Raw genomic sequence first — 24,808 nt, forward strand, 5'->3', positions numbered from 1 at the left:
ATTCAGGTTGTAGACTTACTGCTCGAACTTCGCGCCTTGCACCACAATCTCTTCGAACTGCAAATGGTGCATGAATTCGCGCAGGATCAGCAGCGTGGCGGCGAAGTCATTGCCCTCGGGGATGCCTTCAAAGCTGGCCGGTCGGCCATTAATCACTAAGGCCAGACGATCGAAAGTGCGCTCCACGGCCTCCACCGAAAGCGGCATCTGTTCATTTTCCGCCACCCCGGCCAGCCGCGCGATCGCACGAATGTCGTTATCACTGCTGCTCACTCGCGCCCCTGACGGGATGTCGTGGCGTACGCGCATCAGCTCGTCTTCCACCACCATAATGGCATTTTCCAGCTCGGCGGGCGTCGGCGGCGTATGGCGAAAATAGGCCAGCGATGTCAGCTCGGAACCCAGCGTTAGCGGCAAATGTAGGTCTTCGCGCCCGGCGGTGCGAACCGTGATGTCAGTCTGTTCAGGGCCAATATGCAGAAATACGCTAGATGTGGTCATCGCTCTTCATACTCCAATCGTTGATGATTCAACTTACTCCCGAACAGCAGGATTAGGCAATCCTTCCACAGTATCGGTCTATCGCTGATTTCTCTTCGCCACCTAACATGATTGTTCATTCACTGAGCGGCTTGGCCGCAGCGGAGTCATTCATGTCATCCCCAACGATAAAGCAGATCAATCAGATTTATATCAACGGCCAGTTTGTCACCCCGCACGGCAGCGAAGTGATGGACCTGATAAACCCGGTGACCGAGCAGGTGGTCACGCAGGTGCGTCTGGCGGATGAAGTTGATACCCAGCGGGCGATCGCCGCCGCCAAAGCGGCTTATGTCAGTTACTCCCAGACCAGCAAAGCCCAGCGTATCCAATATTTGCAACAATTGCATGACGCCGTGCTGGCGCGGGCCGATGAGCTGGAAGCCGTGATGATCGCCGAATACGGCGGTGCAGGTTGGATGGCAAAAGGCACGGTGGCGCGCTCCTCCGGCGCTTTCCTGCAAACCATCAAGCTGCTGCAAGAGTACGATTTTGTTCGCTATGTCGGGCAGGCGAAAGTGGTAATGGAACCCATGGGCGTCGTCGGCCTGATCACGCCGTGGAACGCCAACTATGGCTTTATCTCCAACAAAATGGCGACGGCTCTGGCGGCGGGAAGCACGGTGGTGATCAAGCCGAGCGAGCTGAGCGCGGCGCAGACGCAAATCATCACCGAATGCCTGCACGACGCCGGACTGCCGCCGGGCGTCTTCAATATCGTCACCGGGCGTGGCGACGTGGTCGGCGCAGAAATCACTCGCCACCCGGACATTGCCAAAATCTCCTTTACCGGTTCAACGCTGGTGGGTAAAACCATCGCGCGCGGCGCGGTGGACACCATGAAACGCGTCACGCTGGAGCTGGGCGGCAAGTCGGCCAACGTGATTCTTGAAGACGCCGATTTGGAAAAAGCCATTCCTTTGGCGCTGACCATTGGCACCATCAATAACGGGCAGGCCTGTCTGGCCGGGACTCGCTTGCTAGTGCCGCAGAGCCGTTTAGAAGAGGTGAAAGCGCAGATTAAACGCTCCATTGGTCAGCTTACCGTCGGCGACCCAGCCAAGAGCGATGTTTTCATCGGCCCATTAGTTACCGCCAAGCAGTATCAGCGCGTGCAAAACTACATTCGTCAGGGCGTGGCCGAAGGCGCAGTGCTGCTGTGCGGGGGCGAAGGGCGCCCGGAAGGGCTGGAGAGCGGCTATTTCGTCAAACCGACGGTGTTCGTCAACGTGACGCCTGAAATGACTATCGCCCGCGAAGAGATCTTTGGTCCGGTTATCTCAGTGCTGACCTACAATAACGTTGAAGAGGCCATCGCCATGGCTAATGACACGGTCTATGGCCTGCACGGCTACGTGAGTGGCCAGAACCTTGAGCAAGCGCGCTACGTGGCGTCGAAAATCGTCGCCGGGCGGGTGTTCATCAACGGTATGTACGACGTGCCCGATGCGCCGTTTGGCGGCTTCAAGCAGTCGGGCATGGGCCGAGAATTTGGCACCTATGGGCTAGAGGCGTATCTTGAGCCAAAGAGCATTGTTGATGACCAACCGGTAATAACGAGCAACGCATAATGAATCGACAGCCAGAGAGTCCGCCAAGAAGCCGTTCACATCTCGAGGATTCGCCGACGCTGCACAAGCTGCGCCAGCGGGTAACGGCCTGCTATGCCGGTCTCGACGCCAGTGAAGTGACGCTGCAAACCGCGCTGCCCTGGCTGTCCTTCATTCGCTACGCCGAGCCGACCGACATGAAGAAGGGCATGCTGGAACCCGCGGTGTGCATGGTGTTACAGGGTGGAAAGCGCGTGCTGATCGGCCAGGAAGTGTCGGATTACGGTGCGGGCAGCTACGTGCTGGCCGCCATCGATATGCTGATTGCCGGGCAAGTGACGCGGGCGACGCAGGATGAGCCTTACCTTGGCGTACGCATTGACCTGAATATCCCGGAAATGGCCGACCTGCTGATCGACATGAAAGTCGCGCCGCCCACAGGGCAAGGCAGCAGCGTGGCGGCCTACGTGGCGCATTCTGACGAGCAGTTACAGGACGCGTTTTTACGGCTGATTAGCATGCTCGACAACCCGCAGGAGCTGCAGGCATTGGGCGGGCTGGTGAAGAAAGAGATCTTCTACCGGCTGATCACTAACCCAAAATGCGATGCGTTTTACCACCACCTGCTTTCCTATTATCAGGGCAAAGGGGTGAGCGACGCGGTGATATGGATTAAACAGAACTTCACCAAACCGCTGCGCATGGATGAGTTGGCGAAGCAGGTCGGCATGAGCGTCTCCAACCTGCATCATCGCTTCAAGGCGCTAACGGCCATGAGTCCGCTGCAATATCAAAAGCAAATTCGCCTGCTGGAAGCGCGACGTTTGCTGTTGGCGGGGGACCTCGACGCCGCCACGGCGGCTTTTCAGGTCGGTTATGAAAGCCCTTCGCAATTTAACCGTGAGTATCGCCGCTCTTTTGGCGCGCCGCCGTTGCAGGACATTGAACAGCTCAGGCTGGTCAGCATGGTGCTGTAACACTTACTGATTCCTGGCCGCAAACTCCTTCACCATCCAGTCAATAAACACCCGCACTCTTGGCGACAGCTGGCGGTTGCGCGGGTAAAGCAGGGAAACTTGCATCGAACCAGGGGGGAACTGCGGCAAAATCTGCACCAACGCGCCGCTTTGCAAATCCTCGGTTAAACCATATTTTGGCACCTGAATAATCCCCAGCCCGCGTCTGGCCGCTTCTTTCATGCTCTCTGCGCCGGTCACCGAAAGCGTGGTGGGTAGGGTCACAGAATGCACTTTCCCCTCGACGTTGAACACCAGTGGCAATAAGCCGCCGGTGGCGGTCGAGCGATAGCCAATCATCTGATGTCCCTGAAGATCTTCCAGCGTTTTTGGCGTGCCGACGCGCTGCAAATAATCAGGGCTGGCGCAGGTTATCTCTTCAAGCTGCCCCAGCGATCGCGCCACCATATCGCTGTCTTTTAGCTCCCCGGCGCGGATCACGCAGTCGATGCCTTCGCGTACCAAATCCACCAAGCGATCCCCTTCGCTCAGCACCATTTCTATGTCGGGATAGCGCGCCAGAAACTCCGGCAGGCCCGGCAGGACGAAGTAGCGCGCCATGGTGCCGTGCACGTCTACCCGCAAAATCCCCTTGGGCCGTGCTCCGGCAAAAGCCATCTCGGCCTCCTCGACGTCAGCTAAAATCCGCAAACAGCGCTGATAATAAGCTTCACCATCCAGCGTCGCGCTGACGTGGCGAGTGGTGCGCTGCAACAGCCGGACATTCAGCCGCTGCTCCAGCTGTTTGATGGCGTCGGTGACGGTTGAACGTTTTAAATCCAGATCCTGCGCGGCCTGGGTAAAACTGCGCAGTTCTACCACGCGGGTGAACAGCCGCATGCTGTCGAGTTTATCCACCTTTGGCTCTCTTTATTGTTCGAATTATTCGGATAGTGTTAACGAATATTAGGTAATTATTCGAAAATTTCAATGGACTACTCTCTGTTCAACGGTGAGCAACGCTGCTGACTAATTAATCAATGACGAGGAAGAGAACATGACAACCACAGCTCAAAACAAAGTGGCTTTAGTAACGGGCGCGTCACGGGGTATCGGCGCGGCGATTGCAGAACGTTTGGCGAAAGAGGGTTTCACCGTGATTGTGAACTACTCCCGTGGTGCTGAAACCGCTGACGCGTTGGTGCAGAGAATCGAACAGGCGGGTGGCCGCGCAGTGAGCGCACAGGCAGACGTGAGTGACTCTGCGGCTGTGGCAAAAATGTTTGCCAGCGCCGAGCAGGCTTTCGGCGGCATCGACGTGTTGGTCAATAACGCGGGCGTGATGCCGCTGTCGAGCATTGCTGATACTGACGATGCCACCTTCGACAGCCTGATTGATATCAACCTGAAAGGCACCTTCAACACCTTGCGCGAAGCGGCGAAAGGCATGCGTAACGGCGGCCGAATCATTAACTTCTCTTCAAGCGTGGTGGGCCTCTACCAGCCAACGTACGGCGTCTATGCTGCCACCAAGGCGGCGGTGGAAGCCATGAGCCGGGTGTTAACCAAAGAGCTGCGAGGGCGCCAAATCACCGTCAACTCGGTAGCTCCAGGCCCAACGGCCACTGACCTGTTCTTCAACGGTAAGTCAGAGCAACTGATTGAAACCATTTCAAAAGTGGCTCCTCTGGAACGTCTCGGCCAGCCAGAAGATATTGCCGCCGTGGTTGCTTTCTTGGCTGGTCCTGATGGTGCATGGATCAATGGCCAGACGCTGCGCGCTAATGGCGGCATCATCTAAATCCCCTTCATCCCCGTCATACTTCGAGTTGTGGGGGTGTTGGCTGCGCTCGCTCACCCCGGTCACATGGATGGCCGCACCGAGCTGTTCCGCCGTATTGGGTTGGAAGATTTGTTGAAGCCTGCGATGTAAGAGCGTTTATTGCAGAATTTTATCTGAAGGCAGATCTGATATTTAAATGATAAAGCCCGTCACTGCATAGTCAGCGGCGGGCTTTATTGCGTATACTCTTTGTAGATACATTGATGAAGGAATATACGATGCGAACACAAGCTACATTACAGAAATGGGGTAACAGCATTGCGCTCAGGCTGTCAGGAAATTTGAAGTCGATTCCACAGTTTGAAGAAGGGGATGTCGTAGACGTCGAAATTACGGAAGAGGGTTTGCATATTCGTAAAGCCGAGAAGAAAAACGTGACGGAAGCAGATTTACTGATGGGATTGAGTGCCTACACCGCCCATGCGGATGAATTGGTAGAACCTAAGGACAGGGAGTTAGATTTTTGATTTATATACCCAAACGCGGAGATATTTGCTGGCTGGATTTTGAGCCGACGAAAGGCAAAGAAATAGGGAAGTACCGTCCAGCCCTTATCCTCTCTCATGAAACTTACAGCACCGTCACTGGCTTGGTGATATGTACACCGATCAGCAGCAGTATTCGGGGAGCGCCGACGGAAGTATTGGTCAATAACCTTGAAACTCCTAGTGTTGTCGCCACCACGTTAATTCACACACTTGATTGGCGGCAGCGTAAGGCCAAGTTTATTGTCCGAGCTGAACCTCAGCTTTTTGATGATGTACTTGCCAGAATCATTCCGCTGATTGGTGGAGAAAGTCTATTGGCCTGATCCCTCAGGCCAACCCGATTTAACTCAATGCTTTATCCGTTTTACGCCATCCGCTGAACCAGTTAGGTTTGGCGAACATCACGAAATTCCCCAGCAGGATCATGCCGAGCCCAATCACTGCGTTAACGTGCCACTGATAGCCTTCGCCGAAAGTAGAGACAGTTAGCGCCACCAGTGGGAACAGCAGGGTGCTGTAAGCCGCTTGGCTGGCCCCGATACGCCCGACCAGGCTGAAATAGATGCCGAACGCCACTACCGAGCCGAACACGGCGAGGTAAATCAGTGAGCCGATATACTGCGGCGTCAGGTCGATGGCGAAGGATTCACCCTGCGACAGGGCCAGCGCGCCAATCACTGCGGTGCCATAAAACATCGCGTAAGTGTTGGTGGAGAACACGTCCAGCCCGCGATTTTTGTGGCGGGTGCTGATCATATTGCCCAGCGAGAAACCGTAGGTGCCGAGCAGGCTCAGGCCAATGCCTTTGAGTAATTCTGGCGCGATATGGGACGCGGAAAGGTCGTGCCAGAACAGGGTCACAATGCCCGCCAGACCGAGGATAGAAGCGGGGATCAGCGTTGGCGCGAGCTTTTGGCGGAAGAACAGCATGCCGTTAAAGGCATTGAACAGCACTGACATGGAGAAAATCACCGATTCCAGCCCGGTGCTGATATAGGCCGCAGCATGGTAGAAGCAGTAGAAGTTGAAGCTGAACACGCAGCAGCCCTGCACCATGCAAAACAGGTGGTCGCGCAGCGGCAGGCGGCGCAGGCGGCGGGTTGCCAGCATGACAATCAGCATCAGGATGGCGGCCAGCAGGAAACGATAAAAAATAGAAACTGACGCAGGAACATCACCTTGCTGAAGATAAATAGCAAACCACGTCGTGCCCCAGACCAAAATAATCGAAATATATAACAGCGCGTTCATGTTCAATCCCCGGTATAGAAAGGCGGAATTCTGCGGCATTTGCCGCGACCGCGCTTGCACCGGGCTGCTGGGGTTTGCATATTCTTGCGCTTTTTTTCAGGGTGAAAGCTCAAAAACTGGCCTCCGCACCCGCCAAACCGTTACACTTAGCGCTCTCATTTATTCCAACGGTGCGCACCATGGGCAAGGTTTATCAGGCGTTCGAAACGCTCAGGAAGCATCATGCTGTCCTGCACGACAGCGTGGAGTTAGGCTCTGGTATTAAGCTCGCCGCCTGGTCGAACAAGAATGACTGCGTCACGCAGGAGAATCCTGACCACCATACTCTGAGCCTCTACGTGGCGGATGGCTATGAAACCTATCATAAAACGCGCTCCGGCTGGCGGAACGGCGGTGGCCCGGATCGCTTCTGCATCATGCCCAAAAATAATGTGTCGAGTTGGGACGTGCGCGACGATCTCTCCTTCGTGCATCTGTATTGCAGTGATGAGCATCTGCTGCATTTGGTCGAGCAGACGTGGGAACGCACACCGGCGAGCATTCAATTGGAAGAGCGAACTTTTGCCGAAGATCCGCAAATCACGCTGCTCTATCGCCAGTTTTTGCTCAGCAGCCAGTGGCAGGAGCGCAGTAACCACCTGATGCTCAGCAGTGCCTCCACGCTGCTGATGGCCCATCTGGTGAAAAACTACACCCAGCTACAGTGGGCCTTGCCGACGGTGCGCGGCGGGCTGTCGCCTGCGGTACTTAACCGGGTAAAAGAGTATATTCACGCCAATCTTTCCCAGTCACTGCTCTTGGCGGAGCTGGCGGCGTTGGCGGCGCTGAGCGAATTCCACTTTGCCCGCATGTTCAAACAGAGCATGGGCATGGCTCCCCATCAGTATGTGATGAATGCGCGGCTGATTCAGGGCGAAAACTTACTGCGCAGCAGCGCGTTGGACGTCACGGCCATTGCGCTGGAGTGCGGCTTCAGCTCGACCAGCCATTTTAGTAACCGTTTCAAAGCCATGCGCGGTATCACGCCGACCGAACTTCGCCAGCAAATCTTGCGCTAAAAAGTCCATTCCCTCCCCACGTATTTCAGTGTTAGCTTATGATTTAGTGAAATTTAATGAGCCAACCCCATGCTGACTTCTGCCCCCGTTTTAGAAACTGAACGCCTTATCCTGCGCGGCCACCGCGTGGAAGATTTTGACGCCATTGCCGAACAGTGGGCCAACCCCGACGTGGTGAAATATATCGGCGGCACGCCGTCCAGCCGCGAGGCCAGTTGGAGCCGCTTATTGCGTTATCCGGGTCACTGGCAGATGCTGGGCTTTGGCTATTGGGCCGTTTGTCTGCGTGACGGCACCTTTGTTGGCGAAGTCGGTATTGCGGATTATCAGCGCGATATCACCCCCTCGCTGGAGGGGTTAGCGGAAATGGGCTGGGTGATCTCCCCGGCTTTCCACGGCAAAGGCTATGCGCTGGAAGCCGCGCAGAAAGTGCTGGAGTGGGCCGATACCCACCTCGACCGCCAGCTCTGCTGCATCATCGATCCTGAACATATTGCTTCGATTCGCCTCGCCGAGAAGTGTGGCTTTGTGGCGGAAACCGACACCGAATATTACGGCAGCCCGACCCGCATTTTTAAACGTGCGGGGCCGCGTTTTTAACTCTTTTTATGGGTCACCTGATCCACATTGATGTTCACATTGTCTGCTGTCTATCAGGAGGTATCGTGTTGAAATTATTGGGTAAGGCATCATCTATCAATGTCCGCAAAGTGCTGTGGACCTGTCATGAGCTAGGGCTGGATTATTTACGCGAGGACTATGGCAGCGGATTTCAGTCCACCGAAACCCCTGAGTTCAAAGCATTAAATCCCAATGCCATGGTGCCGGTGCTGATCGACGGCGATTTTGTGCTGTGGGAATCCAACGTGATTTGCCGCTATCTGGTGGCGCGCGAAGGGCGTGAGGATCTGCTTTCGGCAGATATAAAAACCCGCGCCCTGGCCGAGCAGTGGATGGACTGGCAGGCGGGCGAGTTGAATAACTCTTGGCGCTACGCCTTCCCGGCGCTGGCGCGTAATAGCGCGCAGCATCAGGACCCGGCGTTAATTGAAGCCGGAGTGAGTAACTGGAATCGCCATATGCAGATTTTGGAAGCGCAGCTTCAAAAAAGCGGCGACTACGTGCTGGGAGACAGCTTCACGCTGGCGGATATTCCGCTGGGCCTGTCGGTAAACCGCTGGGCGATGACCCCGATGGCTCGCCCGGCGCTGCCTGCGGTGGAGGCTTACTACGAAAGATTGAACCAGCGCGAAGGTTTCCGGCTGTTTGGTCGCAATGGAATGCCGTAAGCGAAAAATTTGTCGCTAAAAGCCCGCAATAAAAAAATCCCGCGCAAAAATACAACGCGGGATTTTTATTTTCAGCGGTTTCTCTGAACGCTTATTTAAAATCAACCATCATCAGTTCGGAGATGGTTTGACCGTGCGTGGAGCTAACGCACTTATCGATATAGTTTTTAAATGGCATAGGTTTTGGCAGACCCATGTCCATTACACGACGGTTATCGAATTTGACGTTTAATTCGGCGAAGCTGCCATATAATTTAATGGCGCGTAAAATAATCTTATCATTGCACGGGCCAAGAATATCTTTGAACTGCTTGCGAATACCAATGAAGTCTTGATAAGTCGTTTGTTTGTATTCATTAACGGCCGCTGGCGTATTGCTGGCTTTGGCGACACAAATATCTATTTCATGGAAAGGCGTGGACATATCACCGGATGAAATATGATAGAAATCGTGCTGAATATCGCTATTCAGGCAGAGATTGACCAATACCATGGCGCAATAATCCACCGGAATAACGTCAATTCTATCTTCCAACGTACAGGGGAATTTCTTCAGTTTTAGCGCCATCAGGAACACCCAGAAAATACTGCTGGATGGGCGACAACCAAACTGAGTGTGGCCGACGATAATTGACGGGCGCGCCACGACGAAGGGCATATCCGGACACTCTTGGCGGATCAGATTTTCAATCGCACGCTTGGACGCCGTGTACTGCACCAGATCTTCGTTATGGGCGTTGTCGGGCATATCTTCATAGAAGATACTGTCTTTGTCTGGCATGGAGGCCATGGCGGTGCCGACGTGGACAAAGCGTTGCAGGCTTTTTACCTGTGCCATACGTTTAGCAAAAGCCAGTGAGCCATCAACGTTCACTTTCCACAGCACCGGATTATTACCAAAGGATGCAATGGCGGCGCAGTTGATCACGTGAGTAATGTCATCAAGGCGCGGATCGTTAATAAAACCTTCAGGTTCGCCGAGGTCGCCAATCAAAATAGAGTCTTCATTGATAACGGAAAGCTGTTTTTCGGTTAAATCGAATTTTTGCAGATTACTAATAATACGTTTACGGCCAGCCAGATTATCGTCAGCCCTGACTAATAAAAGTAATTGAAGGTTATCCATAGCGACGTGACGAATAATATGTTCAACCACTGCGCCACCCACGAAACCTGATGCGCCGGTAATTAAAATATTTGGCATGACTGTTACCTATAACGAGAAAGTTCCGGCACAGTACCACCCTCATACTAAACGATATGTATACCAACGCGGGTGATAAATAAACGATAGTTAAACGAAGTGCGGGGGTAAATAATGGGGTTTATCATTCCCAATATATTTTTGATATTAATTTACACGCATTTTTACAGATGGAAATAATGAATGTTTATTAATGCTTAATAAATAGCAGGGTGGGGTAAATAAACAAACCCTTCCAGCTTATCTTTTCTGTCAGGTTCTTTGATGAGCGCATTGCCCTTAGCTGGCATAAGCATCAGTTTGTGCAGGAAGTGATCACTAAGATAAACTGACGGAAATCCCCCGTCGTAGTCAGGTGTTGTTTGCGGCGGAGTGTTACAGTATGCATTACGAAATGGGGGAAGTGAGCCGCAGGCCGCTCTCTCATCAAAGTTCACGAAGGGAATATTGCGCTGGTGATTCCCTCGCGCGAGTAAATAAGGTACAAGGCTGCATGAAAATCCCAAATAGAATCCAACCTCTGGTGGATGACGGCCTGATAGACGATGTGGTCCGTCGACTGAAAAGCGGCAAAGAAGCCGACGTTTACACTGTACTTTGCGGTGAAGAGATCCGTTGCGCCAAGGTTTACAAGGAAGCCACCCAGCGTAGTTTTAAGCAGGCGGTGCAGTATCAGGAAGGGCGTAAGGTTCGCAACAGCCGCAGTGCGCGTGCGATGCAAAAAGGCTCGAAGTTCGGTCGCAAGCAGCAGGAAGAAACCTGGCAGACCGCCGAAGTTGACGCGCTTTTCCGCCTCGCTAACGCCGGGGTGCGCGTGCCACAGCCTTACATCTGTCTCGACGGCGTGCTGCTGATGGAGCTGATCACCGATGCCGAAGGGCTGGTGGCGCCGCGCCTGAGTGACGTGATGCTTACGCCAGAAGAGGCGGTGGCTGACCACGACACCATGATCCGCAATATCGTGCGCATGCTCTGTGCCGGTATCGTTCACGGCGACTTGTCAGAGTTCAACGTGCTGATGGACGCCAACGGGCCGGTGATTATCGACTTACCGCAGGCCGTCGACGCCTCGGCCAACAACCACGCCGAATCTATGTTCGAGCGCGACGTGAATAACATGCGCAGCTACTACGGGCAGTTCGCGCCGCAGTTGCTGGAGACGCGCTTCGCCAAAGAGATTTGGGCGCTGTATGAAGACGGCAAACTGACGCCGGAAAGCGTGCTGACGGGACACTTTGTGGAAGACACTTCGAAAGCCGATGTGGATTCTCTGCTGGATGAAATTATCGCCGCAGAAGATGAATATTACGATCGCCAGCGTGCGCTGAAGGAACGTGATTTCAACGATTGATCTAGCAAGATTGCAATAAGAAGGGCGCAAGCAGAGAACCCACTTCGCGCCCGACGACATCGCTTTGACCAAGCTTAAAACAGTTCCCCGGTTATTCCCGCATCACCGAGTCCCGCCCGCAAAAACCGGCATTCTGTAGCAGGTGCTGGCCTTGGTCAGACAGAATAAATTCCGCCAGCGGCTTGGCCTTCTCCGTACAGGTCGCCAGCGCGTAGTTGGCCCGCACGTTGTAATCCGCCGGAATGTTAAACACCCGCAGTTTATCGTTTTCACGCAGCAATCTGGCATAGCTGGTGTAGCCGATGAACAGGTCAGTCTGCCCGCTGCAAATCAGCCATTCTGACGCCAATTTGCCTTCTGGTACTACGGCACTGTTGGGGCCGCCAACCAGTCTTAGCGCTTTATTACGCAACCCCTCGCCAGAACCCGGATGGCGGCGCTCAATCTCTTCGAACATCTGCAAGGTGTAATCCCCCGACGGGTCGCTCTGCGGCGTCGAGGTGGCGAGGCGAAAACGAGAGTCGAGAAGCACGGTCAGCCAATTCAGGCCGTCCAGCTCTGGCGTATCACGCGCCACCAGACAGAGGCTGTTGCCGCAGAAGGTATTCACTTCCAGCGCGCGGCCCTGCTGCTGGATGGCCAGCGGATGAGCAGTGTTGGCGGAGGCGAAGAGATCGGCTTTCTCCCCCTGCTCAATGCGCTGGCGCAATAGCCCGGCGGGTCCAAATTCGGTTTTTACTTTCGTGCCGGTGGCTTCGGTAAAAGCTTGCGTCAGCTGCTCCCACACCAGACGCAGACTGCCCGCCGCCAACACGTTGATTGAATTTGCCATCTCTTATTCTCCTTTATTATTTTATCGCCTCACCGTGATGGCATCAGGGGCGAGGCTGGCTCCCTTTCTGCTCGGCTTGACTGACATAGCTCGTACGGTAGAAACGCTGATAATAGTCATCTGCCTGTTTCTGCATATTGATGTCGGTAAACTTTTGTGGATAAAGCTTTTTCGCCATCCACAGTTCGCCAATCGCCAGCGCTTCGGGCATCGGGTAACCCCAGGCTTTGGCGTACTCAGGCATCAAATACACGCGATGGTTCTTCACGGCGTCGATGGCCTGCCATTGCGGATCGTTATTAATTTGATCCACCACTTCCGGATAGCGATCTTGCACGAAGATCACCTGCGGATCCCACGCGATCACCTGTTCCAGCGCCACCTGCTTGAAGCCTTTCACCGTCGCGGCGGCGACATTCATCGCACCGGCATGGGCCATCATCAGCCCGGTATATTTGCCCGAGCCGTAGGTGGTTAATTCAGGATTGGCCATGTAAGTGCGTATACGCCTATCGGCAGGAATGTCTTTCAAACGCTGGCTAACAATCTGACGCTGAGAAAAAGTATAGTCGATCAATGCCGCGGCCTGTTTTTGGCGGTTCACAACTTCGCCAATCAGTCGGATGCCTTGCTTAAGCCCGTTATCGTAAGCCTGATCCTCATTGTCGAGGGTCGGATTGAGTTTTCCCGCCTGATCCTTGGCATCTTCGCGCAGGGAAATCGCCACCACTGCGATGCCGGTATGGCTAATCTGGTCAATCATCTCCTGCGGCGCGTAGTTGGTGACGAACACCACCTGCGGGTGCAGCGCCACTAGGCTTTCCAGATTCACACTGGTCAGGTCGCCGACCTGCGCCTTGCTATCAAGTGACGGGGCCAGACGCTCATAGCCATCGCCCAGCTGTTTTTTCCAGTTATTGAGCACGCCGACGATCTCGTCCGTGGCATCAAGCTGCACCAGCAGGTTGAGCGTCTGGTGTTGCAACACGACGACGCGATCGACTTTATCGGGAATCGTCACCTGACGGCCTAACTGGTCGGTAATCTGGCGGGAAGCCCATGATGAAAGTGGTGCAAAGCTCAGCGCAAGGCCAAGCAGCAAAATTGAACGGAAAGCGCGCACGTTATGATCCTCTGGTTCGTTGTGAAATGGATTATATAACGGAGCGGCTTAACAAAATATGACCAAAAGTGGGGAGATGAAACAGAAAGAGCAGAGCAACGGAAAGCAAAAAAAATCTAGCAACGCGCAGAGGGCCAGAGGCGCTATATTGGTAAGTCTTTCGACACTCATCGGAGAACCTATGTTAATCATTGCGTCGGTTGACCCTTCTACGACGGGATTTGATGCTCTCTGCGCCGAAAGTCAGCGCGAGGGGCAACGCATGCTGGTGCGCCTGCGCGACAACTGGCGCTCTGGCGCCAACCGTTTTGCCCTAAAGGGGGAGATGCTCAACGGGGCATTTTTATTGCAGCAGGGCAGCGATGAGCGCCAACTGGTGGGCATCTGCGGGCGCAATATCGACCCCTTTGCCAACTCGCCGCGCATTGGCCGGGTGCGCCATCTGTTTGTGACCCGCGAGCTAAGGCGGCAGGGCGTCGGCCAGTTGCTGATGACTCACCTGCTGGCCGATGCGCCAGACTACTTCGACCTGCTCAATACTCACGCCCCGGAGAGCGCCCACGCCTTCTACCGCAGTTTGGGGTTTGTGCCGGTGACGGATGACCCCAATGTGACCCATCGTTTGACGCTCTAACGGCGGATTGTCATATTTTGTTCATCACTCAGAGGGCATGCTGTGGCCAATTTTTATTTTTGCTCAAGCAAAACGGGATGAAATTCAGGGACAACGATGATTAACCAAGACATGTCACCACGTCTGGCCAAGGCCAGCCAGATTGCCGCGCAGGCCGCCGAGCTGGCGCTAAACTACTTCAACCGCCGGGATGAGATTCAGGTCAGTAGCAAAAAAGTGCAGGATTTTGTCTCACAGGCCGATGTCGCCGTGGAGCAATTTATCCGCGCGCAGCTGGCCGAGCATTTCCCGCAAGATGCCATTATTGGCGAAGAGCTTGGCGGCACGCTGACCGACGCGGCCTGCTGGGTTATCGATCCAATCGACGGCACCTCGAATTTCCTGCGCGGTTCGCCGCTGTGGGGCGTGTCGCTGGGGCTGGTGGAAGGCAAGAAGCCGGTGATTGGCGTGGTGGCGCTGCCGGTGCTCAATGAACAGTTTGCGGCACAAAGCGGCAAAGGCATCTTCCTCAACGGCGAGCCTTTTACCCGCGACAACCGTTTTGGCGACGTGCAGATCCTCTCCCTCGGCGACAGTTCCGACGACCGCCTCGATGACGCCGCCAACTTCTACCAAGGGCTGCGCGCCGCCGATTGGTCGGTGCAGTGTTATCGCTGCACCACCGTGGGCATGGTGTTTGCCGCCAAAGGGGTGATTGACGGCCATCTACAGCGCCGCACCACCCTGTGGGATATCGCCGGAGGCGCGGTGCTGTGCCAAGAGGCCGGGCTGGAAACCGTGGTCAACTTCGGCGATGAAGGTATTCGCGGGTTGTCGGTCGCCAGCGGCACGGCCAGCTTGATGAGCACGGTCAGAGGCCTGTGGGATTTAAAACCTCGTGATTGACATATTGACTGCATCAATAGATATTGAATTTCCATTCAAATAATAAGAATTTTTATTCAATTCCGGAGTTGATATGTCTTCACCTTTATTGCCTGTTGAACAGCAGTTTTATGCCTATAACGAGCACGACTTAGAAAAGTTCGTCGCCTGTTTCAGTGAAACTTTCAAAGGGTTCCGTATGCCTGCCACCGAGCCTTCGACCGTCGGCAAGCAGCAGTTACGTGAGTTTTATGCTAATCACCGCTTTAATAACCCGAAGCTGCGGGCTGAATTAATATCCCGTTCGGTGCTGGGCAATAAGGTGTTTGACCACGAACGCATTCACGGCATTAATGAGCAGCCCATCGAAAGCGTCGCGGTGTTTGAAATTGAAAATGGCCTGATTGAAACCGCGTGGTTCTACTTCGCGTAACGGCTTCTAAACCCGATGAAAAAAGGCGACTTTCGCAAGTCGCCAATAGTTCAGACACAGAGGTTGTTGAGAAATACAGCCAAATAACACCAAGCGCATTGCAGTAAACTAGCCCTTCACCCCGCCCGCCGTTAATCCTCCCACCAGCCAGCGTTGTGCAATCAGGAACACCGCCGTGATAGGTATCGCAGACAGAATTGCCGCCGCGGCAAAGTCGCCCCACAGGTAGTTTTGCGGGTTGAGATATTGCTGCATGCCGACCGCCAGCGTGTAGCTATTGACGTCGCGCAGCAGCAGAGACGCCACCGGCACTTCGGTGATCGCGGCGATAAACGACAGAATAAACACTACCGCCAGAATCGGCACCGACAGCGGCAACAGCACCAGCCGGAAAGCCTGCCAAGGCGTCGCGCCGTCGAGCGAGGCGGCTTCTTCCAGTGAATTATCAATGGTTTCGAAGTAACCCTTAATGGTCCAGACGTGCAGCGCGATGCCGCCCATATAGGCGAAAATCACCCCGCCGTGGGTATTCAACCCGAGGAAAGGCACATACTGGCCGAGGCGGTCGAACAGGGCGTAGAGCGCCACCAGAGAGAGCACCGCCGGGAACATTTGGAAAATCAGCATGCCTTTCAGCAGCGTGCTTTTACCGCGAAAGCGCATGCGCGCGAAGGCATAGGCGCAGGTAGTGGAGAGCGCCACAATGCCGATCGCGGTGATCACCGCAATCTTGATGGAGTTCCACAACCACAGCATCACCGGGAAGGGCGGCGGCGTGACGCTGCCGTCGCTGTTGGTTACCGCCATACCCAGCGCCAGCTTCCAGTGATCCCAGGATATTTGCTCAGGAATGATGCTGCCGGTGGCGAAGTTGCCGGGCCGTAGCGAAATCGCAAATACCATCAGCAGCGGGAACAAGATCAGCGCCACAAAGCACAGCAGCAACACGTGAGTGACCAGCAGCCGGAGTTTTTGCGACTTAGGTTTAACCATGGGCATTTGTCTCTCTCCTTGTCGACTAGTCGAATTTCATGCGGGAAGCTTTCAGGTTGATCAAAGCCAGCGCACCCACCAACAGGAAAATCAGCGTGGCAATCGCCGCCGCCAGCCCGAAATCTTGGCCTCCGCCGCCCTCAAAGGCGATGCGATAGGTGTAACTGACCAGCAGGTCGGTATGCCCGGCCGGGGTAGTGGTGCCAATCATATTCGGGCCGCCGTTGGTCAACAGCTGGATCAGCACGAAGTTGTTAAAGTTAAAGGCAAAGCTCGCTAGCATCAGCGGTGCCAGCGGCTTGATAAGCAAAGGGAAAGTGATACGGAAGAAGTTCTGCATCGGCGTCGCGCCGTCCATCGCCGAGGCTTCATACAGGTCATCAGGAATGGCCTTCAGCAGCCCCATGCACAAAATCATAATGTAGGGATAACCCAGCCACGTATTGACGATAATAATCATGGTTTTGGCGGTCAGCGGGTCACTAAACCACGCCGGTTTGATGCCAAACAGGCTACTGAGCATCAGGTTGATTTCGCCGAAGCTTTGGTTGAATAACCCTTTGAAGATCAAGATAGAAATAAAGGCTGGCACGGCATACGGCAGAATAAACAGCAGCCGATAAATGGCCTTGCCTTTCAGCTCCTCCCACTGCACCACGCAGGCCAGCACCATGCCCACGGCGGTGGTGAAAATCACCGTCAGCAGCGAGAAGATAATGGTCCAGACGAAGATAGACAGGAACGGCTTCTGGATGCCGTCGTCGTGCAGTACGCGCAGGAAGTTGGCCCAGCCGATATTCACCGTAAAGCCGGGACTGAGCTTCTCCGCCTGCCACTCGCCTTGGGCATTCACCGCCTGATAGAAGCCAGTTTGCATATTCGGGCGATACACCACGCCGCTCTGCACGTTGGTCAGCTGTTTGCCATCTTCAGCGCGCTGGTACAGAGGCTGGCTGCCGGAAAACTGGCGCAGCGAGCTCATCTTCAGGCTTTCGCCACTAGGCAGTTTGGCGGTCAATTGCCCCAGCGCCTGACGGTTTTGGGTGACGATGCGCAGCCCGGCTTTTTCCCCCTCGGGCATGGCCTGCGGAGAGAGCGTTAAGGTTTGCTGCGTCGCCGGATTAAAAGCAAAGGGGGCGGACACTAATATTTCGCCACTGTCAGGCGAGGTCAGGGCCAAGCGCCACTGGTCGGCGTCGGCGGGGAATAAGGCGAACGGGTAGGCTTTATCAGCCTGAAACTGGCGGTCCATTAATACCGACTGCGCCCGTTCAAAGGTCAGTTGGTTGGTGCTGCTGTAGTTGGTGAAGGCGATGAAAATGGTACAAACTAGCGGGAACAGCACGAACAGCGACATACCGGCGAGGCCGGGATAAATATAGCGCCACGAGTAGGCGCGGCGGTTGGCATAAATATATAAGCCGACGCTGGAAAGCAGCAGCGTTAGCATGGCAAACAGCATCTCGCCCTGCGCGTACATCAGGACAATCAGGTAGCCGGTAAACAGGGCGAGCAAACTGACCACCAGCCATTTCACGCCACTGCCGATGCGCCCTTTTTTTCTGGCTGACATTCCGCTTTCTTGCATAGCACATCCCTTGTTACGCCGGGGCGAAGCTTCACCCCGGCGGGTTACGACTCACTTTAGCTCAGGCGTCAGATTACTTGGTGACGCGGGTTTCAGCTTCTTTCAGCGCCTGCTCGACGGTTTGACGACCATTGATAGCATTGATGATCGCGCTGCGTTCGGCATACCAGAAGTTACTCATCTGCGGGATATTCGGCATGATTTCGCCGGTTTTCGAGTTCGCCATGGTGGCGGCAATGCGCGGATCTTGCTCCAGTTTTTCCTGATAGGACTTCAGCGCCACGGCGCCCAGCGGCTTGTCTTTATTCACTGCCGCCAAGCCGTCATCGGTCAGCAGGTAGTTTTCCAGAAACTCTTTGGCCAGCTCTTTATTCGGGCTAGCGGCATTAATACCCGCGGTTAATACCCCGACGAACGGCTTCGACGGTTTGCCGTGGAAGGTTGGCAGCAGCGTCACGCCGTAGTTGATTTTACTTTTATCGATGTTTGACCATGCCCAAGGGCCATCAATGGTCATCGCGGTCTGGCCCTTGTTAAACGCGGCTTCGGCGATGGAGTAATCAGTGTCGGCATTAATATTTTTGTTCTTCACCATGTCGATGATGAATTGCAGGCCAGCCTGCGAACCCGCGTTATTCACGCCGGTGTCTTTGATGTTGTATTTGCCGTTTTCGTATTTGTACGCGTAACCGCCGTCGGCGGCGATAATTGGCCATGTGAAGTAGGGCTCTTGCAGGTTCCACATGATGGCGCTTTTGCCTTTGGCGCGCAGCTCTTTGTCCAGCGCGGGGATCTCTTCCCACGTCTTCGGCGCCTGCTTGATGATGTCTTTATTGTAAATAAGCGACAGCGCTTCCACCGAAACCGGGTAGCCGATCAGCTTGCCGTTGAAGGTCACCGCGTCCCAGGTAAACGGGAAGAGTTTATCTTTGAACGCCTGATCCGGGCTGATTTCCGCCAGCAAGCCGGACTGGGCGTAGCCGCCAAATCGGTCATGGGCCCAGAAGATAATGTCCGGGCCGTCGCCGGTGGCAGCCACCTGCGGATACTTCTCTTCCAGTTTGTCTGGGTGCTCAACCAGCACTTTGATGCCGGTGTCCTTCTCAAACTTCTTACCTACTTCGGCCAGGCCGTTATAGCCCTTGTCTCCGTTGATCCAGATGACCAACTTGCCTTCTTCGATTTTGGCAAACGCGGAGGACGACATGAAAAGCGTTGCCAGGGCAGATACTGCGAGAGTTCGTGTGACTGTCTTATTCATCATCTAATCCTTTAACGAGCGTAGAGAGGCGATTTTTATTCCGTCTGAAGGTGACGTTAATGTCGTAAAAGTCGGTTTGAGGTAGCCAGATAAGCTTGCCGGACCAGTGTCGGCGATAACTCAACATAGCTTCATCATCCCCCTCTCTACGCCCCCCTCTCTGGTTGTGTGATCCACTTAACACTGCCGCGCATTCTGTGGGGTATAACTCAAAATTATGGGTGGCAATTTGCCATCAAGATCACGAATTTGATCTTTAGTGTGAACTTTCAGCCGTTTGCGCAATAGCCTCATCCTCCTTCCTCCTCCCCCATGAAAATCTTTGTTACGGATGATTACGAAAAGGTATCGTTCCCGCACTCTGCCTGACATTCAGTTTCCTTGCTTACGCGGCAAATAAATGATTGACCGCGCGGTAGGCAGGAGACTCCAGCAAGTCTGTTCAGGAGTCGGCTATGGCGGGCGTATCACTTCGTAACCTCTACAAAGCCTTTGGCGACACGGTCATCTCAAAAGACGTGAATATTGAGATTGCCGAAGGTGAGTTCGTGGTTTTTGTCGGGCCGTCTGGCTGTGGCAAATCTACGCTGTTACGCATGATTGCGGGCCTGGAAGATATTACCTCCGGCGACTTGCTGATTGGCGAGAAACGCATGAACGACGTGCCGCCCGCCGAGCGTGGCATCGGCATGGTGTTTCAGTCCTACGCGCTCTACCCGCACCTCTCCGTGGCCGAAAACATGTCCTTCGGCCTGAAGCTGGCGGGCACCAAAAAAGCCGAAATTACCCAGCGGGTGAATCAGGTTTCAGAAGTGCTGCAACTGGCTCACCTGCTGGATCGCCGCCCGAAGGCGCTCTCCGGCGGCCAGCGTCAACGCGTCGCCATTGGCCGCACGCTGGTGGCCGAGCCGACGGTTTTCCTGCTCGATGAGCCGCTGTCGAACCTCGACGCCGCGCTGCGCGTCCAGATGCGTATTGAGATCTCCCGTCTGCATAAGCGTTTGAAACGCACCATGATTTACGTCACCCACGATCAGGTCGAAGCCATGACATTGGCCGACAAAATCGTGGTGCTCGACGCCGGTCGCGTGGCGCAAATCGGCAAGCCTCTGGCCCTGTACCACTATCCGGCAAATCGCTTTGTGGCCGGGTTTATTGGCTCGCCAAAAATGAATTTCCTGCCGGTGAAAGTCACCGGCGTTGAAGCCGAACGTGTGCAGATTGAACTGCCAGACCGCCAGCGCGTATGGCTGCCGGTTGAGGGCAAAGAGGTCACGGTCGGCAGCAATCTGTCTCTGGGGATCCGTCCTGAACACCTCTTACCGAGCGATATCGCAGAAGTGACGCTGTCCGGCGTGGTGCAGGTGGTCGAGCAGCTCGGCAACGAAACCCAGATTCACATCCAGATCCCGGCTATCCGTCAAAATCTGGTGTACCGCCAGAACGACGTGGTGTTGGTAGAAGAAGGTGCAACATTCGCAATAGGCTTGCCGCCTCATCGCTGTCACTTGTTCCGCGAGGACGGGACTGCGTGCCGACGGCTACACCCAGAGCCCGGCGTTTAAAGCACGCGATCCCCCTACAGGAGAACAATGATGATGACTTTGCGTAAATACTCTCTGCCGCTGGCAGTCGCGGCGGGTATTTTTTCTACACAAGCGATGGCAGTTGACTTCACTGGTTATGCGCGTTCGGGCATTGGCTGGACCGGCAGCGGCGGCGAGCAGCAGTGTTTTAAAGCGACCGGTGCTGACAGCAAATACCGTTTGGGTAACGAATGTGAAACCTATGCCGAGTTACGTCTTGGACAGGAAGTGTGGAAGGAAGGGGATAAGAGCTTCTACTTCAACAGCAACATCGGTTACGCCGTAGACCAGAGAAATGACTCCGAATCGACCAGCCCTGCCGTGCGTGAAGCTAACGTGCTGGGTAAAAACCTGATTGACTGGCTGCCGGGTTCTACTATCTGGGCCGGTAAGCGTTTCTACCAACGTCATGACGTCCACATGATTGACTTCTACTACTGGGATATCTCTGGTCCTGGTGCAGGTATCGAAGACATTGACTTGGGCTTTGGTAAGTTGTCTCTGGCAGCCACCCGTAACACCGAAAGCGGTGGTTCTTACGGCTACATCGCTGACCAGCGTAACGAAGTTCCAACCTCTAACGACGTGTTCGACGTGCGCGTAGCTGGCCTGAACACCAACCCAGGCGGCGTATTAGAGCTGGGTGTTGACTACGGCCGTGCTAACCCGCGTGACGGTTTCTCTCTGGCTGACGACGCCACTAAAGACGGCGTAATGCTGACTGCTGAACACACGCAGAGCATCTACAACGGCTACAACAAATTCGTCCTGCAATACGCCACCGACTCCATGACCGATCCGGGTACTAACGGGGCGAGCGGCCACTCCAGCGGCGGCAGCGTAAACAACAACGGCAACATGTGGCGCGTGCTCGACCACGGTGCCATCGACTTCAACGATACTTGGGGTCTGATGTATGTCGCGATGTACCAAGATGTTGATCGCGATAACAATAACGGTACAACCTGGTACACCGTGGGTGTGCGCCCGATGTATAAATGGACGCCAATCATGAGTACCTTGCTGGAAGTGGGCTACGACAACGTCAAATCCCAACGTACCAGCCAGAACAACGGCCAATACAAAGTCACCCTGGCGCAACAATGGCAGGCTGGCGACAGCATCTGGTCACGTCCGGCAATCCGTCTCTTCGCCACCTACGCCGACTGGAACGAAAAATGGGGCTACGACACCGACCGCGGTCTGAACAACGGTCTGGCCATGAGCGACACCAGCACCAATACTTTCAGCCGTGGTAAGGACAGTGAAGTTACGTTCGGCGCTCAAATGGAAATCTGGTGGTAAAACCTTCGTCATCCTTCGCGCTGTGGCCGCGTTGGCTGCCCGCGCTCACCCCAGTCACGTAGTTGTCTACGCTCCTGGGGATGAGCTTGGTTGCCGCCTTGCCACAACACGAATGATTTAGAAGGTTCGGTGGCAGGGTTGGGCCACAAAAAACAAGATGTGCTGGCTGGCGATCCTTTCGCCAGCCTTCATGGTGATTCAAAAGGAAATAACGATGAAAAAGAATCTGCTGTCACTGTGTCTGTCATTGAGCCTGTTGGCGATGACCCCCGCAGGTGTTTATGCTGCGCAAACTGACACAGCGGTTGCGCCGGTGATCTCCGCTCAGACCTTACAGAAATTGTCGTGGACGCCACTGGTTCCTCCGGTGACGCAGGATGTGACGCTGTCGGCTTCTGGCGCACAAATCAATCAGGGTAATATTCAGGGCGCGGTAGGGGCATTTGCTGTTCCTGCGGACCGTGGTTCTCTGGAAATTACCGTCACCAGCATCGCAACCGGCAAAACGGTATATGTGCCGAACGTCTTAGTGCTGGACGAACAAATGCGCCCGGCGGCCTATTACCCATCAAGCTACTTCCCGTATGAGAAACCGGGCATTGTCTCCAGCGATCGTCTGGAAGGCACTTTGAAACTGACGCCAGCGCTGGGTCAGAAACAGATTTACCTGTTGGTTTACACCACCAAGCAGGACCTGGCGACCACTACCCAGATGACCAACCCGGCCAAGGCCTATGCCGCTGGCGTGGGTAACGCCATCCCGGATATTCCAGACCCGATTGCTCGCCACACGCCAACCGGCACGCTGAGCATTAAAGTTCGCGCCGAGCAGAAGTCGGGCAACATCATGATTGGTCAGATTCTCGATAACGTGAATACCAGCACCAGCTCTGCGACTCCGGCTCCAACGCCGATTATCGTTGGTCAGCAAGCTGCGCCAGCACCGGTTCGCACCGAACCTACTGCACCAGCCAAACCGGCCGAGCCAATGCTGTCTGATTCAGAAGCCTACTTTAACAATGCGATTAAGAAAGCGGTGAAAGCCGGTGATGTGGATAAAGCACTGAAACTGCTGGACGAAGCCGAGCGTTTGGGTTCGAAAACCGCCCGTAAAACCTTTATCGACAGCGTTAAGCATTAATCCCCGCTGACGCTTCAGCTCCTCCGTTTTGGGGGAGCTGAACATCCTTTCTCTTCCTCCTGCCATTTTGTTACTCTGTTGTTAATTTAGACAGCGGAGCAGGGCCATGGCGCCAAAAAACTGGGTCGATTTATCGAAAGATAAAGAGAGCGGCATCGAAACCATTCAGGCGCATTTTGAAGGCCACGCCTACGATCCGCATTGGCACGACAGCTATTTAATTGGCGTAACGCGGCAGGGCGTGCAGCAGTTCAGCTGCCGTCGGCAAAAACACCAAAGCCTGCCCGGCAAGGTCTTTATGCTCGAACCCGGCGAGATCCACGACGGCGACGCGGTGGCACCCGACGGTTTCACCTATCACATGCTCTACCTCGACCCGCAGTGGCTCAGTCGCGAACTGGCCTCGCGTCGGGAGGATTTCATCCCCGGCGGCGACCCCAGTTTTGAGCGCACTCTGGCGCAGGATGTGCAACTGGCCCAGGCGGTTTCCAGCGCCTTCGACGCCTTGCACAGCAACGATCTGCGCATTGTTCGCGAGTCGACGCTGGATAGCATGCTCAATGCGCTGGGTGGGCATCTGACCTGGCGGCTGAAGGCCGACGGCGAGGGAACCGATGTCTCTCTGGCCCATCGCGCACGGGACTTCCTTCACGCCCATATGCAGGAAGATATTGGGCTGGATCAACTGGCCGCCGCCCTCGGCGAAAGCCGTTTCATCGTCACTCGCGCCTTCAAGGCCGCTTTCGGCTTGCCGCCTCACGCCTACCTGATTCAACTAAAATTGACCCGCGCCCGCCACTGGCTCGCCGCCGGGCACTCGCCGGTAAGAGTCGCTACCGACCTCGGTTTCGCCGACCAAAGCCACCTCGGTCGCTGGTTCCGCCGCGCATATCAGCTGACGCCAGCGCGTTATAGGCGACTGTGCACAAATCTTCCAGATTGAGTTTTTCTGGCGGGCTATGCTCCGGTTTTCACTGTGCAAAATCGGAGTTTGTTTCTATGAATGCCCCTGTATCTCCTTTATCCCCATCTTCTTCACTACCGGAACGCTGCGTGGTGGTAATCAATAGTGAACTGAGTGCCGGACATGCCGCCAATGCCGCGGCGGTGCTGGCGTTGACTCTCGGCCAGCGCCATCCGGGGCTGGTGGGGGAGCCGCTGATTGATGCCGATGCGCGAGTGCATCCGGGGCTCATTCCGATTGGGATTAGCGTGCTGGTGGCGGATAGCCAAACCCTGTCGCAGCTGCACCAAACACTGCTCAACGATGATGAGATGGACGGAGTGATTTTCCCGGTCGAAGGCCAGCAAACCACCGACTACGCGGCATTTCGTCAGGCGGTCACTCAGGTGCCGACGGATTCGCTGCAACTGCTGGGCATCGCGCTGGCAGGTAACAAGAAAGTGGTAAGAAAACTCACCGGCAAGCTCGGCTTATTGGGCTGATTCTGTGAATTCAGTCACGCCAGTGGTCATTCTTTCAAGCATAAAACTATTTTTTCATTAAAATGAAATGAC

26 protein-coding genes are annotated in these 24,808 nt (G+C 54.8%); 17 read left to right on the plus strand and 9 right to left on the minus strand.

What is annotated here, in order from left to right; genetic code table 11:
* Positions 1–15: 15 nt before the first annotated feature.
* On the minus strand, positions 16–501 hold the full coding sequence (locus ACT3RR_RS08100) for a hypothetical protein (protein ID WP_496200085.1): 486 nt from the start codon (positions 499–501) through the stop codon (positions 16–18).
* 152 nt (positions 502–653) lie between these two features.
* On the opposite strand from ACT3RR_RS08100, the gene ACT3RR_RS08105 reads away from it, so the two are divergent.
* A complete protein-coding gene (locus ACT3RR_RS08105; RefSeq protein WP_496200086.1) occupies positions 654–2,111 on the plus strand; it encodes an aldehyde dehydrogenase family protein in 1,458 nt (485 codons plus the stop codon).
* A complete protein-coding gene (locus ACT3RR_RS08110; RefSeq protein WP_496200087.1) occupies positions 2,111–3,067 on the plus strand; it encodes an AraC family transcriptional regulator in 957 nt (318 codons plus the stop codon). The genes ACT3RR_RS08105 and ACT3RR_RS08110 overlap by 1 nt, the downstream gene beginning before the upstream one ends.
* Before the next feature lie 3 nt (positions 3,068–3,070).
* On the opposite strand, the gene ACT3RR_RS08115 is transcribed toward ACT3RR_RS08110, so the two are convergent.
* Positions 3,071–3,964, minus strand: coding sequence for a LysR family transcriptional regulator (locus ACT3RR_RS08115; RefSeq protein ID WP_353503492.1), 894 nt, complete (start codon positions 3,962–3,964; stop codon positions 3,071–3,073).
* Between the two features lie 139 nt (positions 3,965–4,103).
* Between ACT3RR_RS08115 and ACT3RR_RS08120 the strand changes: the two genes are divergently transcribed.
* The 3 genes from ACT3RR_RS08120 (at position 4,104) to ACT3RR_RS08130 (ending at position 5,700) form a co-directional block, all read left to right on the plus strand.
* The gene (locus ACT3RR_RS08120; RefSeq protein WP_485902313.1) at positions 4,104–4,847 is read left to right on the plus strand and encodes an SDR family oxidoreductase; all 744 of its coding nucleotides are present in this window, start codon (positions 4,104–4,106) and stop codon (positions 4,845–4,847) included.
* 260 nt (positions 4,848–5,107) lie between these two features.
* A complete protein-coding gene (locus ACT3RR_RS08125; RefSeq protein WP_353503490.1) occupies positions 5,108–5,356 on the plus strand; it encodes an AbrB/MazE/SpoVT family DNA-binding domain-containing protein in 249 nt (82 codons plus the stop codon).
* Positions 5,356–5,700 (plus strand): type II toxin-antitoxin system PemK/MazF family toxin, encoded by a 345-nt coding sequence (locus tag ACT3RR_RS08130; RefSeq protein WP_324254481.1) that lies wholly within the window; start codon positions 5,356–5,358, stop codon positions 5,698–5,700. The genes ACT3RR_RS08125 and ACT3RR_RS08130 overlap by 1 nt, the downstream gene beginning before the upstream one ends.
* Positions 5,701–5,719: 19 nt before the next feature.
* On the opposite strand, the gene ACT3RR_RS08135 is transcribed toward ACT3RR_RS08130, so the two are convergent.
* Complete coding sequence (locus ACT3RR_RS08135; RefSeq protein ID WP_353503489.1) at positions 5,720–6,628, minus strand: DMT family transporter; 909 nt, start codon at positions 6,626–6,628, stop codon at positions 5,720–5,722.
* Between the two features lie 179 nt (positions 6,629–6,807).
* Here ACT3RR_RS08135 and ACT3RR_RS08140 point away from each other — a divergent pair, with 179 nt between their 5' ends.
* From ACT3RR_RS08140 to ACT3RR_RS08150, 3 genes are all read left to right on the plus strand, one after another.
* On the plus strand, positions 6,808–7,686 hold the full coding sequence (locus tag ACT3RR_RS08140; RefSeq protein WP_496200088.1) for a helix-turn-helix domain-containing protein: 879 nt from the start codon (positions 6,808–6,810) through the stop codon (positions 7,684–7,686).
* A 69-nt stretch (positions 7,687–7,755) separates the two neighbouring features.
* Positions 7,756–8,286, plus strand: coding sequence for a GNAT family N-acetyltransferase (locus tag ACT3RR_RS08145; RefSeq protein ID WP_496200089.1), 531 nt, complete (start codon positions 7,756–7,758; stop codon positions 8,284–8,286).
* A 65-nt stretch (positions 8,287–8,351) separates the two neighbouring features.
* Entirely contained in the window at positions 8,352–8,975 is a 624-nt protein-coding gene (locus ACT3RR_RS08150) for a glutathione S-transferase family protein (protein ID WP_496200090.1), read from the plus strand.
* A 91-nt stretch (positions 8,976–9,066) separates the two neighbouring features.
* On the opposite strand, the gene ACT3RR_RS08155 is transcribed toward ACT3RR_RS08150, so the two are convergent.
* Positions 9,067–10,179, minus strand: coding sequence for an SDR family oxidoreductase (locus ACT3RR_RS08155; RefSeq protein WP_496200091.1), 1,113 nt, complete (start codon positions 10,177–10,179; stop codon positions 9,067–9,069).
* Positions 10,180–10,672: 493 nt separating this feature from the next.
* Here ACT3RR_RS08155 and ACT3RR_RS08160 point away from each other — a divergent pair, with 493 nt between their 5' ends.
* A complete protein-coding gene (locus tag ACT3RR_RS08160) occupies positions 10,673–11,530 on the plus strand; it encodes a PA4780 family RIO1-like protein kinase (RefSeq protein WP_353503484.1) in 858 nt (285 codons plus the stop codon).
* Positions 11,531–11,621: 91 nt separating this feature from the next.
* On the opposite strand, the gene ACT3RR_RS08165 is transcribed toward ACT3RR_RS08160, so the two are convergent.
* Positions 11,622–12,362 carry a molybdate ABC transporter substrate-binding protein gene (locus tag ACT3RR_RS08165; protein ID WP_496200092.1) on the minus strand — a complete coding sequence of 247 codons (741 nt, stop codon included), beginning with the start codon at positions 12,360–12,362 and terminating at the stop codon, positions 11,622–11,624.
* A gap of 43 nt (positions 12,363–12,405) precedes the next feature.
* A complete protein-coding gene (locus ACT3RR_RS08170) occupies positions 12,406–13,485 on the minus strand; it encodes an ABC transporter substrate-binding protein (protein WP_353503482.1) in 1,080 nt (359 codons plus the stop codon).
* A gap of 181 nt (positions 13,486–13,666) precedes the next feature.
* Here ACT3RR_RS08170 and ACT3RR_RS08175 point away from each other — a divergent pair, with 181 nt between their 5' ends.
* The 3 genes from ACT3RR_RS08175 to ACT3RR_RS08185 all read left to right on the plus strand — a co-directional run bounded on the left by ACT3RR_RS08175 (position 13,667) and on the right by ACT3RR_RS08185 (position 15,416).
* Positions 13,667–14,119 carry a GNAT family N-acetyltransferase gene (locus ACT3RR_RS08175; protein ID WP_353503481.1) on the plus strand — a complete coding sequence of 151 codons (453 nt, stop codon included), beginning with the start codon at positions 13,667–13,669 and terminating at the stop codon, positions 14,117–14,119.
* 96 nt (positions 14,120–14,215) lie between these two features.
* Positions 14,216–15,004 (plus strand): inositol monophosphatase family protein, encoded by a 789-nt coding sequence (locus ACT3RR_RS08180; protein ID WP_485902327.1) that lies wholly within the window; start codon positions 14,216–14,218, stop codon positions 15,002–15,004.
* Between the two features lie 73 nt (positions 15,005–15,077).
* Complete coding sequence (locus tag ACT3RR_RS08185) at positions 15,078–15,416, plus strand: nuclear transport factor 2 family protein (RefSeq protein ID WP_185689159.1); 339 nt, start codon at positions 15,078–15,080, stop codon at positions 15,414–15,416.
* Positions 15,417–15,524: 108 nt separating this feature from the next.
* On the opposite strand, the gene malG is transcribed toward ACT3RR_RS08185, so the two are convergent.
* From malG to malE, 3 genes are all read right to left on the minus strand, one after another.
* On the minus strand, positions 15,525–16,415 hold the full coding sequence (gene malG / locus ACT3RR_RS08190) for a maltose ABC transporter permease MalG (RefSeq protein ID WP_034793391.1): 891 nt from the start codon (positions 16,413–16,415) through the stop codon (positions 15,525–15,527).
* A 19-nt stretch (positions 16,416–16,434) separates the two neighbouring features.
* Positions 16,435–17,982: a maltose ABC transporter permease MalF gene (gene malF, locus ACT3RR_RS08195; RefSeq protein WP_496200093.1), complete on the minus strand. Its 1,548-nt coding sequence runs from the start codon at positions 17,980–17,982 to the stop codon at positions 16,435–16,437.
* 88 nt (positions 17,983–18,070) lie between these two features.
* Positions 18,071–19,261, minus strand: a complete 1,191-nt coding sequence (malE, locus tag ACT3RR_RS08200) for a maltose/maltodextrin ABC transporter substrate-binding protein MalE (RefSeq protein WP_485902332.1) — start codon at positions 19,259–19,261, stop codon at positions 18,071–18,073.
* Positions 19,262–19,713: 452 nt separating this feature from the next.
* On the opposite strand from malE, the gene malK reads away from it, so the two are divergent.
* The 5 genes from malK (at position 19,714) to ACT3RR_RS08225 (ending at position 24,736) form a co-directional block, all read left to right on the plus strand.
* Positions 19,714–20,823, plus strand: coding sequence for a maltose/maltodextrin ABC transporter ATP-binding protein MalK (malK, locus tag ACT3RR_RS08205; protein WP_034793386.1), 1,110 nt, complete (start codon positions 19,714–19,716; stop codon positions 20,821–20,823).
* A 30-nt stretch (positions 20,824–20,853) separates the two neighbouring features.
* Positions 20,854–22,149 (plus strand): maltoporin, encoded by a 1,296-nt coding sequence (locus ACT3RR_RS08210; RefSeq protein ID WP_272901264.1) that lies wholly within the window; start codon positions 20,854–20,856, stop codon positions 22,147–22,149.
* A 214-nt stretch (positions 22,150–22,363) separates the two neighbouring features.
* Positions 22,364–23,290, plus strand: a complete 927-nt coding sequence (gene malM, locus ACT3RR_RS08215) for a maltose operon protein MalM (RefSeq protein WP_485902334.1) — start codon at positions 22,364–22,366, stop codon at positions 23,288–23,290.
* A 106-nt stretch (positions 23,291–23,396) separates the two neighbouring features.
* Positions 23,397–24,233, plus strand: coding sequence for an AraC family transcriptional regulator (locus tag ACT3RR_RS08220; RefSeq protein ID WP_353503477.1), 837 nt, complete (start codon positions 23,397–23,399; stop codon positions 24,231–24,233).
* 56 nt (positions 24,234–24,289) lie between these two features.
* Positions 24,290–24,736, plus strand: a complete 447-nt coding sequence (locus tag ACT3RR_RS08225; RefSeq protein ID WP_353503476.1) for a DUF2000 domain-containing protein — start codon at positions 24,290–24,292, stop codon at positions 24,734–24,736.
* Positions 24,737–24,808: the final 72 nt, after the last annotated feature.

It is taken from the genome of Ewingella sp. AOP8-B2-18, assembly GCF_052376015.1.
Lineage (GTDB): Bacteria > Pseudomonadota > Gammaproteobacteria > Enterobacterales > Enterobacteriaceae > Ewingella > Ewingella allii.